This is a genomic window from Streptococcus sp. 1453, assembly GCF_013276955.1.
Classification (GTDB): Bacteria; Bacillota; Bacilli; order Lactobacillales; family Streptococcaceae; genus Streptococcus.
In genome coordinates, this window is the sequence record NZ_VMLZ01000022.1 from 44,385 (window position 1) to 59,039 (window position 14,655).

The 14,655-nt window shown below is 41.2% G+C and carries 12 protein-coding genes and 1 pseudogene; all 13 read right to left on the reverse strand.

All coding sequences use genetic code 11. From position 1 onward, the window contains the following. Window position 1: 1 nt before the first annotated feature. Window positions 2-664 carry a thiamine diphosphokinase gene (locus HW098_RS09715; RefSeq protein WP_176139965.1) on the reverse strand — a complete coding sequence of 221 codons (663 nt, stop codon included), beginning with the start codon at window positions 662-664 and terminating at the stop codon, window positions 2-4. Next, entirely contained in the window at window positions 627-1,283 is a 657-nt protein-coding gene (gene rpe / locus HW098_RS09720; protein WP_176139966.1) for a ribulose-phosphate 3-epimerase, read from the reverse strand. Before rpe ends, HW098_RS09715 begins: the two co-directional genes overlap by 38 nt. A 10-nt stretch (window positions 1,284-1,293) precedes the next feature. Then, on the reverse strand, window positions 1,294-2,172 hold the full coding sequence (gene rsgA / locus HW098_RS09725) for a ribosome small subunit-dependent GTPase A (protein ID WP_176139967.1): 879 nt from the start codon (window positions 2,170-2,172) through the stop codon (window positions 1,294-1,296). Window position 2,173: 1 nt separating this feature from the next. Next, the gene (gene rsmA / locus HW098_RS09730) at window positions 2,174-3,046 is read right to left on the reverse strand and encodes a 16S rRNA (adenine(1518)-N(6)/adenine(1519)-N(6))-dimethyltransferase RsmA (protein ID WP_176139968.1); all 873 of its coding nucleotides are present in this window, start codon (window positions 3,044-3,046) and stop codon (window positions 2,174-2,176) included. A 232-nt stretch (window positions 3,047-3,278) separates the two neighbouring features. Continuing rightward, window positions 3,279-3,590 (reverse strand): hypothetical protein, encoded by a 312-nt coding sequence (locus HW098_RS09735; RefSeq protein WP_166736444.1) that lies wholly within the window; start codon window positions 3,588-3,590, stop codon window positions 3,279-3,281. Continuing rightward, entirely contained in the window at window positions 3,583-4,224 is a 642-nt protein-coding gene (locus HW098_RS09740; RefSeq protein ID WP_176139969.1) for an ABC transporter ATP-binding protein, read from the reverse strand. The genes HW098_RS09735 and HW098_RS09740 overlap by 8 nt, the downstream gene beginning before the upstream one ends. Window position 4,225: 1 nt before the next feature. Further along, window positions 4,226-6,256 (reverse strand): bacteriocin-associated integral membrane family protein, encoded by a 2,031-nt coding sequence (locus HW098_RS09745; RefSeq protein WP_176139970.1) that lies wholly within the window; start codon window positions 6,254-6,256, stop codon window positions 4,226-4,228. A 103-nt stretch (window positions 6,257-6,359) separates the two neighbouring features. Further along, window positions 6,360-6,656 carry a lactococcin 972 family bacteriocin gene (locus tag HW098_RS09750; RefSeq protein WP_176139971.1) on the reverse strand — a complete coding sequence of 99 codons (297 nt, stop codon included), beginning with the start codon at window positions 6,654-6,656 and terminating at the stop codon, window positions 6,360-6,362. A 264-nt stretch (window positions 6,657-6,920) separates the two neighbouring features. Beyond that, complete coding sequence (locus HW098_RS09755; protein ID WP_176139972.1) at window positions 6,921-7,832, reverse strand: XRE family transcriptional regulator; 912 nt, start codon at window positions 7,830-7,832, stop codon at window positions 6,921-6,923. A 71-nt stretch (window positions 7,833-7,903) separates the two neighbouring features. Next, window positions 7,904-8,464, reverse strand: coding sequence for a ribonuclease M5 (gene rnmV / locus HW098_RS09760; protein ID WP_176139973.1), 561 nt, complete (start codon window positions 8,462-8,464; stop codon window positions 7,904-7,906). Beyond that, the gene (locus tag HW098_RS09765) at window positions 8,464-9,237 is read right to left on the reverse strand and encodes a TatD family hydrolase (RefSeq protein ID WP_176139974.1); all 774 of its coding nucleotides are present in this window, start codon (window positions 9,235-9,237) and stop codon (window positions 8,464-8,466) included. The genes rnmV and HW098_RS09765 overlap by 1 nt, the downstream gene beginning before the upstream one ends. A gap of 407 nt (window positions 9,238-9,644) precedes the next feature. Continuing rightward, entirely contained in the window at window positions 9,645-10,814 is a 1,170-nt protein-coding gene (locus HW098_RS10840; RefSeq protein WP_345789781.1) for a DUF1542 domain-containing protein, read from the reverse strand. Beyond that, window positions 10,797-14,648: pseudogene (locus HW098_RS09770) on the reverse strand (DUF1542 domain-containing protein); the annotation flags it as partial. The gene HW098_RS10840 and the pseudogene HW098_RS09770, both read right to left, overlap by 18 nt. Window positions 14,649-14,655 lie beyond the last annotated feature (7 nt).

A 14,655-nucleotide genomic window follows, 5' to 3' on the forward strand; every position in this document is an offset into this window, starting at 1 on the left:
CCTACCTCCTGTCCTTACTATGCAGCACGACCACATAGCCATCTGGGCAAGTCACCGAAACTTCCCTATCTATATATTCGTTAGAAGCGTACACTTTTTTAAAGAAAAAATTTTCCTCTGTCAACTCATACTTGGCTCCGAGAATAGTCAGCTGGCTATCCCGAACCGGCATAAAGGCAAGATAGTCGTAGTCTGAACGGGGATGTAGCTGACTGATCCCTTCTGGACAATAGGCAATCAAATTTTGCCCATCCTCAATTTCTATCTGGCGCATATAAGGCGCCAACTTGGGGTTGCTAGGAAGAAAAACATTGGCCATCATATGGTCGATACGACCACCCAAAGCACCGAAAATAGTGACCTTAGCCTGAGGATTTTGCTCAAAGATGGTTAAGAGAGCCAATTCCAAATCGGTATCATCTTTTTCTGGTCGGGCTTGAACAAAATGCTGGGCACGTTTTTGAATCAACTGTCGCTCTTCTGCAGTCACAGAATCAAAATCTCCGACTGCTAGAGCGAGAGGCAAGTCTTCCTCCAAGACCCAGAGCGAGCCGCGATCCACCCCAACAAAAGCATCAAAATCTGTCCGATAATGACCACGGTCTCCGCCTGCAAAAACGGCAACCCTAGTCCAGTTGTTTTCTGAGAGTTTGTACTCGCTCATCGACATCTCCCTTAAAGACATAGGAACCTGCTACAAAAACGGTCGCACCAGCTTCTTTGGCTTGAGCAATAGTTTGGTCATCAATCCCACCATCCACTTCAATCTCAAATTTCAAACCTTTTTCCTCACGAAGTACAACCAACTCACGGACCTTATCCATGGTCTCTGGTAGAAAGGCTTGTCCACCAAAGCCTGGGTTAACTGTCATGACTAAAACTTGGTCAACTAGATGAAGGACGTGCTTGATAGCTTCAACAGGCGTACCAGGATTGATGACAACTGATGGCTTGACACCGAGTGAACGAATTTTTTGGAGGGCACCATGAATATGAGGCGTTGCTTCTACATGGATACTGATGATATCTGCTCCCGCACGCGCAAAATCTTCTAAATGATGCTCAGGGTTTGACACCATCAAGTGGCAATCGAAAACCATCTTACTATGAGGACGAAGACTCTCGACCACACCTGCACCAAAACTGATTTGTGGTACAAAGTGACCATCCATGATATCGATATGGGCATATTCTGCCCCAGTTGCTTCTAGGCGTTTGATTTCACGTTCAAAGTTGGCATAATCTGCTGCCAGAATTGACGGAGCAATCTTGTATTGAGACATAGGTTTCTCCTTATTTTGGAATTTTTTTGCTGACTTTTTTATAGGTTTCTCTGCGATTTTCAATTTCGCTAAGGAATTGCAGATAATTTTCAAAACGGAAGGACGCAATGACTCCCTCCTCGACTGCTGGCTTCACTGCACAGGACGGCTCGTGGGTATGGGTACAAGTACGGAATTTGCAGTCTCGACTGACACTATCAATCTCTGGAAAGGCCTGATTAAGTTCTTCAGCCGTTGACACTTCATAATCCAGTGATGAAAAACCTGGTGTGTCCGCGATTTTACCCCCATTGAGATTATAAAAACTAACTGCTCGAGTGGTATGGCGCCCACGACCCAGACTGTCTGAGATTTCTCCTGTTTCAAGATTGAGATCTGGTGCGATTTTATTGAGAAGGGTTGACTTACCAACACCTGTCTGCCCCATGAAAACTGTAACCTTGCCTGTTAACAAAGGAAGGAGTTCCTCTTTACTGGTCACAAAGTCATAGCCGATGTCACCATAGGTCTGCTGGTAAAAATCCAGTTCCCCTCTATCTTCCAGTAGGTCCATTTTGGAAATATAGACGATGGGATGGATACCCTTGTGTTCCAAAAGAACCAAGAAACGATCCAGCAAATTGCTGTTGAAGTCCGGTTCCTTGACGGACATGATTACCACAGCTTGATCGATATTGACAATGGGCGGACGGACCAGACTGTTTTTCCGTTCGTGAATCTTGAGAATATAGCCTTCTGAATTTTCCTCGGCAGAGAAATCGACCCAGTCCCCAACGTAAGGGGTATGGCCTTTTTTACGGAAATTCCCACGCGCGCGTGTTTGATAAACCTGGCCGTCACTCTCTACATAGTAGAATCCAGCCAAGGATTTAATGATTTGTCCCTGCATCTTAGAGTCCTTGCCCTTTAAGTGCATCTGCTAGGCTGGCAAATTCTTCCAAGCTGAGAGCTTCCCCACGCACACTTGGTGACAAGCCTGCTTGGTCCAAAGCCTTGGTCAGCTTGTCCTTGACCTCTTCAGTCTTGCCAAAGTAACCTGTCAAATTGTTCCACAAGGTTTTACGGCGATGGGTGAAACTTGCCTTAGAAACCTTAAAGAAGAAGTTCTCGTCTTCCACTGCTACGGCTGGCTCTGGACGACGCACCATTTTCAAAATAGCTGAGTCCACGTTTGGTGCTGGCATAAAGACCGTACGAGGCACGATAAAGGCAACCTTGGCAGTCATGTAATACTGAACCGCAATTGACAAGCTACCGTAAGCCTTGGTGTTAGGTTGAGCTGAGATACGATCCGCCACTTCTTTCTGCATCATAACCACAAACTCACTAAAAGGAATGCCACTTTCGATCAAGTGCATGAGAATAGGCGTCGTGATGTAGTAAGGCAAATTAGCCACTACCTTGATTGGCAGATCAGGATTTTTAAAATTCTGGATATGCTGCGCCAAATCAACCTTGAGAATGTCCTCGTTTACCACGGTCACATTATCAAAATCACGCAGGGTATCTGCCAAAATCGGCACCAAACGGTGGTCAATCTCAAAGGCCATGACTTGAGCCGCACGCTCAGCCAAAAACTCCGTCAAGGCACCAATCCCTGGTCCAATTTCGATAACATTGACCTGGTCATCAATCTCAGCCGTATCCACGATTTTTTGTAGAATATTGGTATCGGTCAAGAAGTTTTGCCCGAAGGACTTTTTAAAGGTAAAACCGTGACGCTCCAGTACTGCCTTGGTCACGCTATAATCTGCAATTCTCATCTATTCTCTTTTCTAATATCTGTTACTACTATTGTAACACATTCCCCTTGTATTTTGGGGGTGAAAATCATACCAAAAAACTATCTTTCCTCATGAAGAAAGATAGTCTTGGAAATCTTTAAAGGGGGACTTAGCGCTTCTCTCGAAACATACGTTCATACTCTTCGAAAATCAAATTCAAACCACGTCAGCTTCACCTTGCCGTACTAAAGTACAGCCTGCGGCTAGCTTCCTAGTTTGCTCTTTGATTTTCATTGAGTATCAAAAAATCAGCTTCTTTATAACTTCGATTTTCAGGTAGGGTCAAATCTACATCCTCCTCCACATCATCCACTGTCAGTTCAACCGTTTGAGGTAAATTTTTCAAACGATAATGCTTTTGCCTTTGCCCTTCAATGCTAGCAAAATCAAGCAAATAGCCATTCACTCGAATTTGAACTAAAAGGAGATGATTGGTCATGTTTTCCATGATGAGAATATCTTCTAAACCACCTCTGGCACTCGGATAATCAGATACCCTGCGAATACGGATTTTTTCACACATGAGCAAGTTTCCTCATATCAATGATTTCATCGGCCTTATTCCAGACTAGGGGATTATGGGTCGCAATGATGATCATTCGATTTTCATCTTTCAAGCCCACCAAGAGATTCATAACCTCCTCTGAATTTTCAGGATCAAGAGCTGCTGTTGGTTCATCTGCCAAAATCAAGGGTGGATTTTTCAAAATAGTCTTCGCAAGGGCAACTCGTTGGGCCTCTCCCCCAGATAAAGTATAAATTTTTTGTTCTATATCCAAATACCCTAGATTAACTTTTTCTAAAGCCTCCACTTGCCTTTCCAAACGTTCTACTTTTGAAATTTTTTGACCGACAAAGCCCAAATCCAAATTCTCTTTGATTGATTGGTTTTCTAAGAGGCCAAAATTTTGAAAGAGATAGCCCATCTGGTCTCGAAAATACTCACGAGTGGGAATGATTTTTAAATCTTTCCCCTGATAGAGAACCCTTCCACCATCTATCTTTTCTAGCTTTCCTAAGATATTCAGCAGCGTCGTCTTTCCGCTTCCACTCTTTCCGATTAAGGCATAAACCTTGCCCTTCTCCAGCTTGAGATTCAAACCAGAGAAAATCGCGCGGTCATTAAACTTCTTTTCCAATCCTTGAATATCAATCATCTTATTTTCCTTTCAATACTGCCATGCTACCAGCTTCTTCCTTTTTATCCTGCCTTACTAAAATCAAGAGGGCGTTAAGAGTAAATAAAGCTACAACTAAAGCGCTGATCAAACTATCTCCTGTCAAAACACTAGATAGGATTAGGCCAAGCAAGAGAACTCCTCCTTGCGCCAGTAAGTACTTGCCATGAAGCTCATAAATTGTCATACCAGAAAGACGTTTAATCATAAGCTCCCGTCTAAACTGCTCAAAATAGAGAAGATTCATGGAATCAAATAACAAGATAGCCGTAGACAGGGTCAAAATCGTCCCAATAAGGAGAGAGTAAAACTCCACCCGTTTGTCATTTAGTACCTTGGCAAAAAATAGCTGGCTTTTTACCAAATAAGAGACTTTGTGATACAGACCTTGCTCTTTTAGAGCGGTGATACTATCTCCATATCGATCTAGTTTTAAGGCACTATTAGCCGTAGTTCCCCATAACATTCCTGCAACAGGTCTTGTTCCAGTCGCTTGCGGCGTTAGAACTACAATAATCGGATCTTTTAGGTACTGACGTGTTGTCTTGTACCCATCATTATAGAGGAAACGTTCCTGTCCTGTTTCTGTAAAAGCTAGCCTTAGCTGTGGAAGGTAGTGTTTCTGACTCGTCACTTCTACACTTTCAGATGAAAATCTTTGCAGGTAATCTGTAAATAATCCTTGGTAGTAGGCAGACTGCTCTCGCAAGCTCTCAGGCAAGATCAGCCCAAACTCTCCCTCAGACAAGTTTTGCATCTTGTCCATAAACTCTGAAGAAACGGTAATCTTTTCTTCTATCAGATAGCGCGGTGAGACATAGATAACATTCCCTGACGGTGTGTAGTCACTGAGACGATTGCCATCTAGGTCCACTTCTGCTCCATCTGAGAAATTGTCAACATTGCTCATAATATAAAAAGAGTCTGTATTGGCTAACCGCTCTTCAGTAAATGTCTGCCACTCACGATTATCCTTACGCATTCCTTCTTCATCGGCAAATGCACTAGACCAACCAAAGGATAGACGGTAACGGTCTGAGGACTGACTCCATTTATCGCTTGCCTTCTCCATTTCCTGCATTTCACGGTAGTGGGGTAGGAGAGCAGTCGCACTCGATCCGACCACCAGTACGGCTAAAAGTTGCCCCACCATCATCAATGTCATCATACGTTTGAGAGGGAGTTTCCCTTTCAATAGATCCACCAGACTATTTTCCTGTAAACCAAGTAGATACACGACACTTAGTAAGGTAGAAATCCCTGCCAAGGTCAATCCATAGAGTAGAAGAGCAATGATGACCAGTTGCACCGTTGCCATAAACAAGGCACCTTGATACCAGAGAATCCCCAATCCTAAAAGACTGGATACCAGCACCGAGAAAATAAGCTGTCTCACATCTTCTAACACTGGTCTGAGAGCAACCCCAAACAAGCTCTCACCAGCGATTAAGCGAATCCCTGCCTGACGAAGAGACTTGATCCGATAAATCAGGGTCAGACTCATAAAAGTCAGCAGAAAAATAGCTAGACTCAGTAGCACCATAGGGGTGGCCGTCAATAGTAAGACTATCGAAAATGGATCTTCTCCATTCGAAACAAAGCCTTGATAACCAAGCTCTTTCAAGGTGGTCTGTAAGCTCACTCCATCCAAACTTCCTGACACAATCAAGTAAGAACCTAATAAATCACTCGTTTCTGCACTCTCCTTGGAGGAAATGGTCAGACCTTCTGGAAGCTCTCCCTGACCATAAGTGGCATAGGTAAAGCGTGTTTCTCCAGCTTCATTTGGCTCAACGATTCGACGAGCAATGAGACTATTGTGCTCTACCGCCAAGTGACTCAAAGCCTCTGTCACCTTTTCGCGACTAGCTACTGATTGATTTATCACCACTCCTGTCACATCAACAGAAGGATAGTTACCAAATAAAATCTCTTCTCGATGGTCAACGGAAGTTATCACCATATAAAGCGATACTAATACCATTGAAATCAAAATAAATAAACGTTTCATCATTTCCTCCAAAAAGTTACTTGGTCACCTGCTAGAGAGATGACCAAGTAAAACATTGTTATCAACTCACCCAGAAATGTTTTTACTTTCTCGTGTATAATTTTTAATAATCATAATAAAAGCTTACTTTCTCTCCCCAAGAAGTACGAATCCATGCACGAGAAGTCCCTCCAGCACCAGCATATCCCTTGTCAGATGAACTATTCCATCTGCTAGAAACCGTTGAACTATGGTATTTTGACGGGTGATAGTAGTTTGAGTACGCACCGCCGTTAGCTGAACCATACGTCCAGACACCACCACCTGGATACTTAACCGCGGCCGATACTACTGCTACTCCTCCACCTAATGTTGCTGCAATGCTCGCTACAAGGGCTAATTTTTTAACTGTTTGTTTCATATTGATACTCCTCGATACTATTATATTACCAAATGATATTCTAAAATTATTTGTTTTTCTCTAAATTGTCAAAATAGCACCCTGAAATGAACTTTTATAGTCATTATACTCCATCTTTATCACACTATCAAGGACACCAATGTCCTTAAAATCTAACTATTTCATATTATTTTTAGCTTATATCTAAAAAAACAGTTCTAAAGACGAACTTTAGAACTGTTTTGATACGAGGACAAGGACATTTTTGTCATTGCTTCACGATATTTATAAATATTTTTTTAAATCTTCTTGCCATTGTTTTTCTAACATAGTAACTAAATAAGAATTTTCTATTATATCAGCAAATAGCTTCGATTTCTGATAGAACTGTTCGGCAGATACATAATCATTGTTTATTATTAGAGATAATTTCCACTCCAACATCAATATAATTGGTTTCTTCTGGAAATCTTGTGTTTTTTCCATTATATGATTAAGGCTAAAGATATAAGATTCTAGTGAATCATAAGACGACAAATTATCCAAACAGGCTAGACCCGAAAACAAAGTGTTACTTAAAGCAAACAGATATTCTGGTGTAATTAATTCTACATGATTTGTCAAACGAACTAAAAACGAATGAATTCTGTTAATTTCTTCAATCTGATTTTGACCTTGTTTTATCTTTGTAAGCACTATAGCAAAATATAAGTTGATAACTTCTAATTCATTTATCAAAAACAATTCCTTATTATAAATTGTTTTAAAATAATCGTCCAGTACGGTTTCCCCGTATTCTGGTCGTCCGCTTCGAATAACATCTATCGTTGCTCTAGTAGCTTCAAACCATACTTTTTCCTCATTAGGAAGTTGCTCATAAAATAAATCCTCTATCTCTTCCAAACACGCTTCCTTCTTATCGTACTCCTCTTCTTTACCATAGATTGGTTCACGTAAAATCTGGTATTTCAATTCTAAATAAGCAGAAGGAAGAGCTGAAAAATCCGGCATAAGGCTATAAGCTGGAACTCCTAGCCGGCGAGCAATATAGTCTAACTTGGGCAAACTCGGTTGCGAAGCTCCACTTTCAATTCGCGATAGTTGACGAACCGTCAGTTCTTGCTCATCTCCACAAAAATCTGGACGACTAATTCCTTTTTCTATCCGAATCTCTTTAATTTTTTGACCAATTAACATCAGACACCTCCTCTTCTACCTGCTTCGAAAAATACTGTGAAACTTAAAAAATTGTAACAGCTACATCTTTCCTACTCATAAGATTTCATAGCTTCTTCCACTTCTGCCAAGGTGACCCCAAACAACTCTAGGCGTTTGAGGAGTTGCTTGCCGTTGGAATAGCCGATTCGGAGAGCCTCTCCCAGATATTCTCGGCGCTTACGGCTGTCTGCCCCTGCTAGAAAACCAAGGCGAATCAAGTCGCTACGACTGATGTCAAACTGGCTCTCATGTTCAAATTGTTCTGTCACCTGAGCTAGAGCCGTTTTCAAGTCTTCATAACTGGCATGCTCAATTCCCAGAGAACGGCCCTTGGTCTTGGACTTGGGAACAGCTTCCTCTCGTTTGAGAAAGGCATGCTGAACTGTTGGAATGGCCGTCATAATCATGCGCCGAATCCGCTCCCCATTAAAATCTGGGTCTGTAAAAACAATGACTCCATGACGTTGATGAAGGCGCTGAATCCGCTCTATATCCTGCTCATTGATAGCAGAACCTCGGGTCTCATAGGTTTCTACATCGAAATGACGTTTGAGATTGGCCGTATCATCGCGACCTTCAACTACGATGACTTGGGAAATTTTTTCTTTCATTACTTACTGTCCAATCCAAAAACCCTTTCTGCATTTGCAGTTGTTACCGCCGCCAGCTCTTCTGTCGTCATACCACGCAAGTCAGCGATAAAGTCCACTACATAGCGAGTATAGGCTGTTTTATTTTCACGACCACGTTTAGGAACAGGAGCCAAGTAGGGAGCATCCGTTTCCACCAAAATCTTGTCCAAAGGTAACTCTTTAGCTGCTTCTTGGATGTCAGTTGCCTTCTTAAAAGTCACCACTCCTGAGAAGGAAATGGTCATTCCAAGCTCGACAAACTTCTCTGCCCATTCAAAAGTTCCTGAGAAAGAATGCATAATGCCACCTCGAGGGCCAACTCCCTCGCCCTTGATAATCTCATAGGTATCTTCCAGCGCATCACGGGTGTGGACAACAAAAGGCAAATCCAAGGCCTTAGATAGCTGAATCTGACGGCGAAAAACCTGCTCCTGTACCTCTTTGGGCGCTGTCATCCAATGATAATCCAAACCAATCTCACCCAAGGCAACCACCTTAGGATGCTTGAGCTTGTCAAGCAAGTAGGCTTCAATCTCCTCTGTATAAGTACCAGCTTCTGTCGGATGCCAACCGATTGTCGCATAGAGCTGGTCATACTCATCTACCAACTCCAAGGCACGCTCAATCGTCGGTTGATCAAAACCAACAATATTCATCTGTGTCACACCCATCTCAGCAGCCAAGGCAATTTCTTCTGCCTCACGACCTGCAAATTCTTCTACATTCAAGTGTGTATGTGTATCAAAAATCATCTCTTCTAACCTCGTTTTCTATCTACTATTATACCAAAAAAGAGGAGGGGCACCCAATTTTTCGGTTTCCCTCCTCTCTTCAATAGAGCTATTCTGCTAGCTTTTCTATCCGATATTGCCCATCTTCTATTCCACAGTTAGAGACAGAAGAGACTGGCTAGATTGATAGAACATCCCTATTCATCTAATACTCTTCGAAAATCAAATTCAAACCGTGTCAACGTCGCCTTGCCGTACTCAAGTACAGCCTACGGCTAGTTTCCTAGTTTGCTCTTTGATTTTCATTGAGTATAAAGTGTGTGATTATCTTGGGTTCTCACTTCTCTCACCCATCACTAGGATTGATGACTTCTCAAAATCCCCCTTATAATCTAACTTTAAGTAGAGAATAGAATTTTCTAGCTGTCCTATTTTCTACGTCTAGCCTTTCTTCCTAGCAAAGCAAAACCACTGGTTGCCGCCACTAGACCAAGACTAGCAAGTGCTGCACTTGATGCTGAACCTGTGTTAGGTAGTTGTTTGCCAGCAGGTGACTGGTAGGTAACATCTTGCATTGTTCCTGCAGTTGCTTGCGGTGCACTTGTTGCCTGAGGAGCTGCATTAGGAGCCACTGGTCTCTTAGGAACTGCAACCATGGCAATGGCTTGCACTCCAATCATTTCTGCTTCCTTCACATCTTCCACAGTTTTCGCGTTTTCAATCTCTTTGAGAGCTGCTTGTTTTTCTGCTTCCACTCTTGCTAAAAGTTCTGCTTTTTCTTTATCAGAAAGCGGTGAGCCTTTGATTTCATCCTGCTTGTCCTTGGCAGCTTTTTCAATGGCCTTTTTAGCTGATTCTTTTTCAGTAGCTAATTGCTTAGAAGCTTGTGATTGAGCTGGGTTTTGTGAACCTGTGTTAGCTTGTCCGCCTGCCTGGCTACCACCGCCTGCATTCGCATTAGCATCTGAGCTTCCAGTATTGCCTCCATTATCTCCACCTGGTGTAGTTTCTGGCTTATACTCTGGTGTAGCTTCTTGAGTTACAGATTCACCTTTCGCAGATTGTTGAACTGTATCTTTTCCTAGAATCGTCACTACTGAACCATCTGGGAATGTGATTGTTGCTGTACCATCTCCAGCTACATTGATTGTCGCTCCGTCTAATGCTGAACCATTTGCTTGTAAAATAGCAACCTTAACTTTTTCTTTTTCTTCATCTGTTAAATGAGTTATATCTTTTACATCTACTCTTTGAGCAGGCGCTTTAACAGTTGATTTTTCAGCAATCGGTTTAGTGCTATCTTGTGCTTTTGGATCTTGTGCTACCAATTGATTTCCTGGAATTGTAATAGCTGAACCATCTTTAAAGACGATTGTCGCTGTGCCATCTCCAGCTACTTCAACTTTAACATCGCTTCCGAATCCATTTGCATCTACTACAGCTTTTTTAACAGCTTCTTTTTCTGCATCTGTTAATCTTGTAGCTTCTGCTACTTTTGTAGGGTTAGCTGGAATGATTACTTTTGTCTTCTCTGCGATTGTTGGTTGCTCTTGTGTTGAAGTTTCCTCTTTTTGAACTACTAGACTGGTTCCTGGAATTGTATTTACTGAACCGTCTGAGTATGTCAATGTCGCTGTGCCATCTTTAGATACCTTAACATCTGTCGCCGCTGGGTTGGCTGCTTGTACTTTAGCTGTTACTGCAGCTTGTTCCTCAGGTGTTAAGCTGTGAGCATTTCCAACTTCTGTAGTTGCTGGCACCACAGCTGGATTTTGCGCGGCTTGTGTTGAAGCTTCATTGTCAGTATCTTTGGCTACTACTAGACTGGTTCCTGGGATTGTGTTTACTGAACCATCTCCATATGTTAGCGTTGCTGTTCCATCTTTAGATACCTTAACATCTGTCGCCGCTGGATTTGCTTCTTTGACCTTAGCTGCTACAGTATCTTGCTCCGTCTGTGTCAAGTTGTGAGTATTTTCAACAGGTACAAAGTTTCCTGGAACTTGCGCTGGGTTCTTCTCTGCATCTGTCTGAACTTTTGGAGTTTCTTGTTTACTTCCTTTTTCAACAAGTTTATCCCCTGTTATTGTATCTACAGATTTATCTGGATAGGTGATGACTACTGTTCCATCAGGTCTTACTTCTACTGTAGTTCCTGCTGGGAAGTTGTTCGCATCTTCTACCGCTTTTTTAACCGCAGCCTGTTCTTCTGGTGTTAACTTCGTAGTATTTCCTACTTGTGTTTTTCCTGGGATAACTGGCTCGGTTCTTGACGCGATTGTTCCTGTCTCTTTGTTAGCTGGCGCTACTAATTTATCTTTAGAAATCGTATCGCTTGAACCATCTTTATATGTGATAACAGCTGTTCCATCTGGTTTTACTTCTACTGTTGTTCCATCTGGGAATGTGTTAGCCCCTTCGATGTTTTGACGAACTTGTTCTCTTTCTTCATCTGAAAGTTTTGCTGGATTTTCCACTTCCACTTTGTTTTCAGGAACTTTCGGTTCGAATTTAGATGCGATAGAGCCCTCTGGTTGAACTTCATTTATCTTATGAATACCAGCTTCTTTCGCCGCATTGATTTCATCTTTAGATTGACCTTTGTTGATGTCTTCAATCGCTTTATCTTTGGCCTTATTGATTTCTTCGATAGCTTTTTGTTTCGCTTCGTCTGATAAATCTTTATTGTTCTTGATTTCGTCAATGCGTTTTTGAGCTTCTTCTAGTATCTCAGCTTTTGCTTTCGCTTTTTCTTCATCAAGATTTGTCACATCTGGTTTCTTAACTTCTGCATCAGCTTTTGGATCATATTTTTCAATATTTTCTTTAGCTTGGTCTGCAATTTGCTTAGCTGTTCCTGCTGATGATGCTTCGTCAATAGCTTTATTAGCATCTTCTTTGGCTTTATTGATTTCTTTTTCAGCTTTTTGTTTTTGATCTTCTGTTAAGTCTTTATTGTTCTTGATTTCTTCAAGTTTTTTCTTAGCAGCTTCTTCTACTTGTTTTTTAGAGTCTTCTTTTGCTTTAGCAAGATCGTTGTCTTTATCAGCCGTGTCTAATGAATCTACTACTTCTACTGGTACTTTTACAGTTACTTTAGTTCCGTCAGCTAGCGTTACTTCTACTTCTGCTTCTTTAGTTCCTGTTTCTGTTGTAGTTGGTTTAGAAGTGATTTTCGCTGTTAGTCCATCAGCTAGTGCTAATTGTTTTAGGATTTCTTCGTCTGTTAAGTCTTTGCCTTTTTCAACAGTTGCTTTTCCGGATACTAAAGCAGTTTGTAAGTCTAACTCTGGCTTGAAGATACTTGTAGATTGCCCTTTGGCAGTTTGTACTACTACATCTTCTTTTGGTAGATTTCCGTTTGGAGTCTCAACATTTCCTTGATCATCAACCTTGACATCGTCCTTGTTTAAGCCTGGATTTGCTTCAACAATAGCTTTCTTAACATCTTCTTTTTCTTTGTCTGTTAAGTTATTCGAATCTTTAACTCCTACAGGTGTGACAGGTTTCTTCAAAGCTGGTGTTACTACATCTTTTGCTGGTAAATTACCTTGTGGTGTTTCAACATTGCCTTGACCATCAACCTTAACATCATCCTTGTTTAAGCCTGGATTTGCAGCTACGATAGCATCCTTAACAGCGTCTTTTTCTGCTTCTGTTAAGTTTTTAGGATCTTTAACTTCTACAGGTGTGACAGGTTTCTTCAAGGCTGGAGTTACAACTTCTCCTGCTAGTAAATTACCTCTTGGCGTTTCAACATTGCCTTGACCATCAACCTTGACATCGTCCTTGTTTAAGCCTGGATTTGCAGCTACAACAGCATCCTTAACAGCGTCTTTTTCTGCATCTGATAAGTTATTGACATCTTTAACAGGGACAAGTTTTGTCGGTTTCTTCAAGGCTGGTGTCACTACATCTTCTGCTGGTAAGTTGCCTTTTGGTGTTTCAACATTGCCTTGATCATCAACGTTAATTTTATCTTTTTTATCCGCTAAATCAGGGTTATTTTTAATAATTTCTTCTACAACTTTAGCTTTTTCTGGGTCTGTCAGTTTAGATGGATTAACAACTTCAACTGGTGTTGTTGGTTTCTTCAAGCTAGAAGTTACAACATCTTTTGCTGGTAAGTTACCTTGTGGTGTTGTGACATTTCCTTGATCGTCAACTTTGACTTTATCTTCAGTTAAACCTGGATTTGCCTCTACAACAGCTTTCTTAACGGCTTCTTTTTCTTTAACTGTTAAGCTATTTGGATTTTCTACTTCAACAAGTTTATTTGGTTTATTTAAAACTGTCGTTACAACATCTTCTTTTGGTAGATTTCCTTTTGGAGTTGTTACACTGCCATCAGGATTTACTGTAACATCACCTTTGTTTAAGCCTGGATTTGCAGCTGCGACAGCATCCTTAATGTCTTCTTTTTCTTTATCTGTTAAAGCATTAGGATTTCCAACTACAACTGGTGTTGTTGGTTTCTTCAAGGCTGGAGTTACTACATCTTTTGCAAGTAATTTATCGCCATTCTTAGTTGTTACATTACCTTTGTCATCGACTGTAATATCGTCTTTGTTTAGACCAGGATTTGCGTTGGCTACAGCTTCTTTCACTTTTTCCTTTTCATCATTTGTTAAATGATTTGGATCAGCTACTACGACTGGTGTCGCTGGTTTGTTTAATGCTTGAACAACAACTTTTTCTGCTTCCAAGTAACCTTTAGGAGAAGCTACATCTCCCTTATCACTCACATAGACTTCAGATTCTTCTAGTTGAGGGTTAGTCGCCACAATCGCTTTTTTAACAGCTTCTTTCTCTTCATCTGTTAAATGATTGACATCTGTAACTTTAACCTTTTCTTTTGGTGGAGTTAACTTTCTCTTAGCTGTTTCTGTAATATCTTGTGGAGTATGAACAGCAGCAATTTCTTGTCTACCTTTTTCTGTTGCTGACGCTATAGCTTCTGGTGAAGTTGCATTGTCGATGTTTTCTTCGTGTTTTGCTTTCAGTTCATCAACTTGTTTCTTCAATGCTTCTTTTTCTTTTTTAGATAATGCATTGTCTTCATCGATTTCAGCTTTTTCAGCATCTGCAGCTTTTGTTAGATCAGCTTTTGCTTTGTCTGTATCAGTCGCTTTTCTTACAGGTACTTCGATTTCATCTTTTGATCCATCTGGATATGTAACTTCTACTACAACTACTTTCTTACCTGTATTCGCTCCTGTTCCTTCCACAATTTCTCCGTCATTTTTAACTTGTTTATCTTTTGGTTGTGGTTGTCCTTCTGGTACTACTACAGCGTCTGTAATTGCTTTTTTATCTGCTTCTGCTACTTTTTTATCTGTAGCCGGATCGACACTTACTGGTACTTCTCCTGCTGTGATTTCATCTTTCACTTTTGGAGTCGCTTTTGCAGCGTCAGTTCCTTCTACTGGCACTTCTACT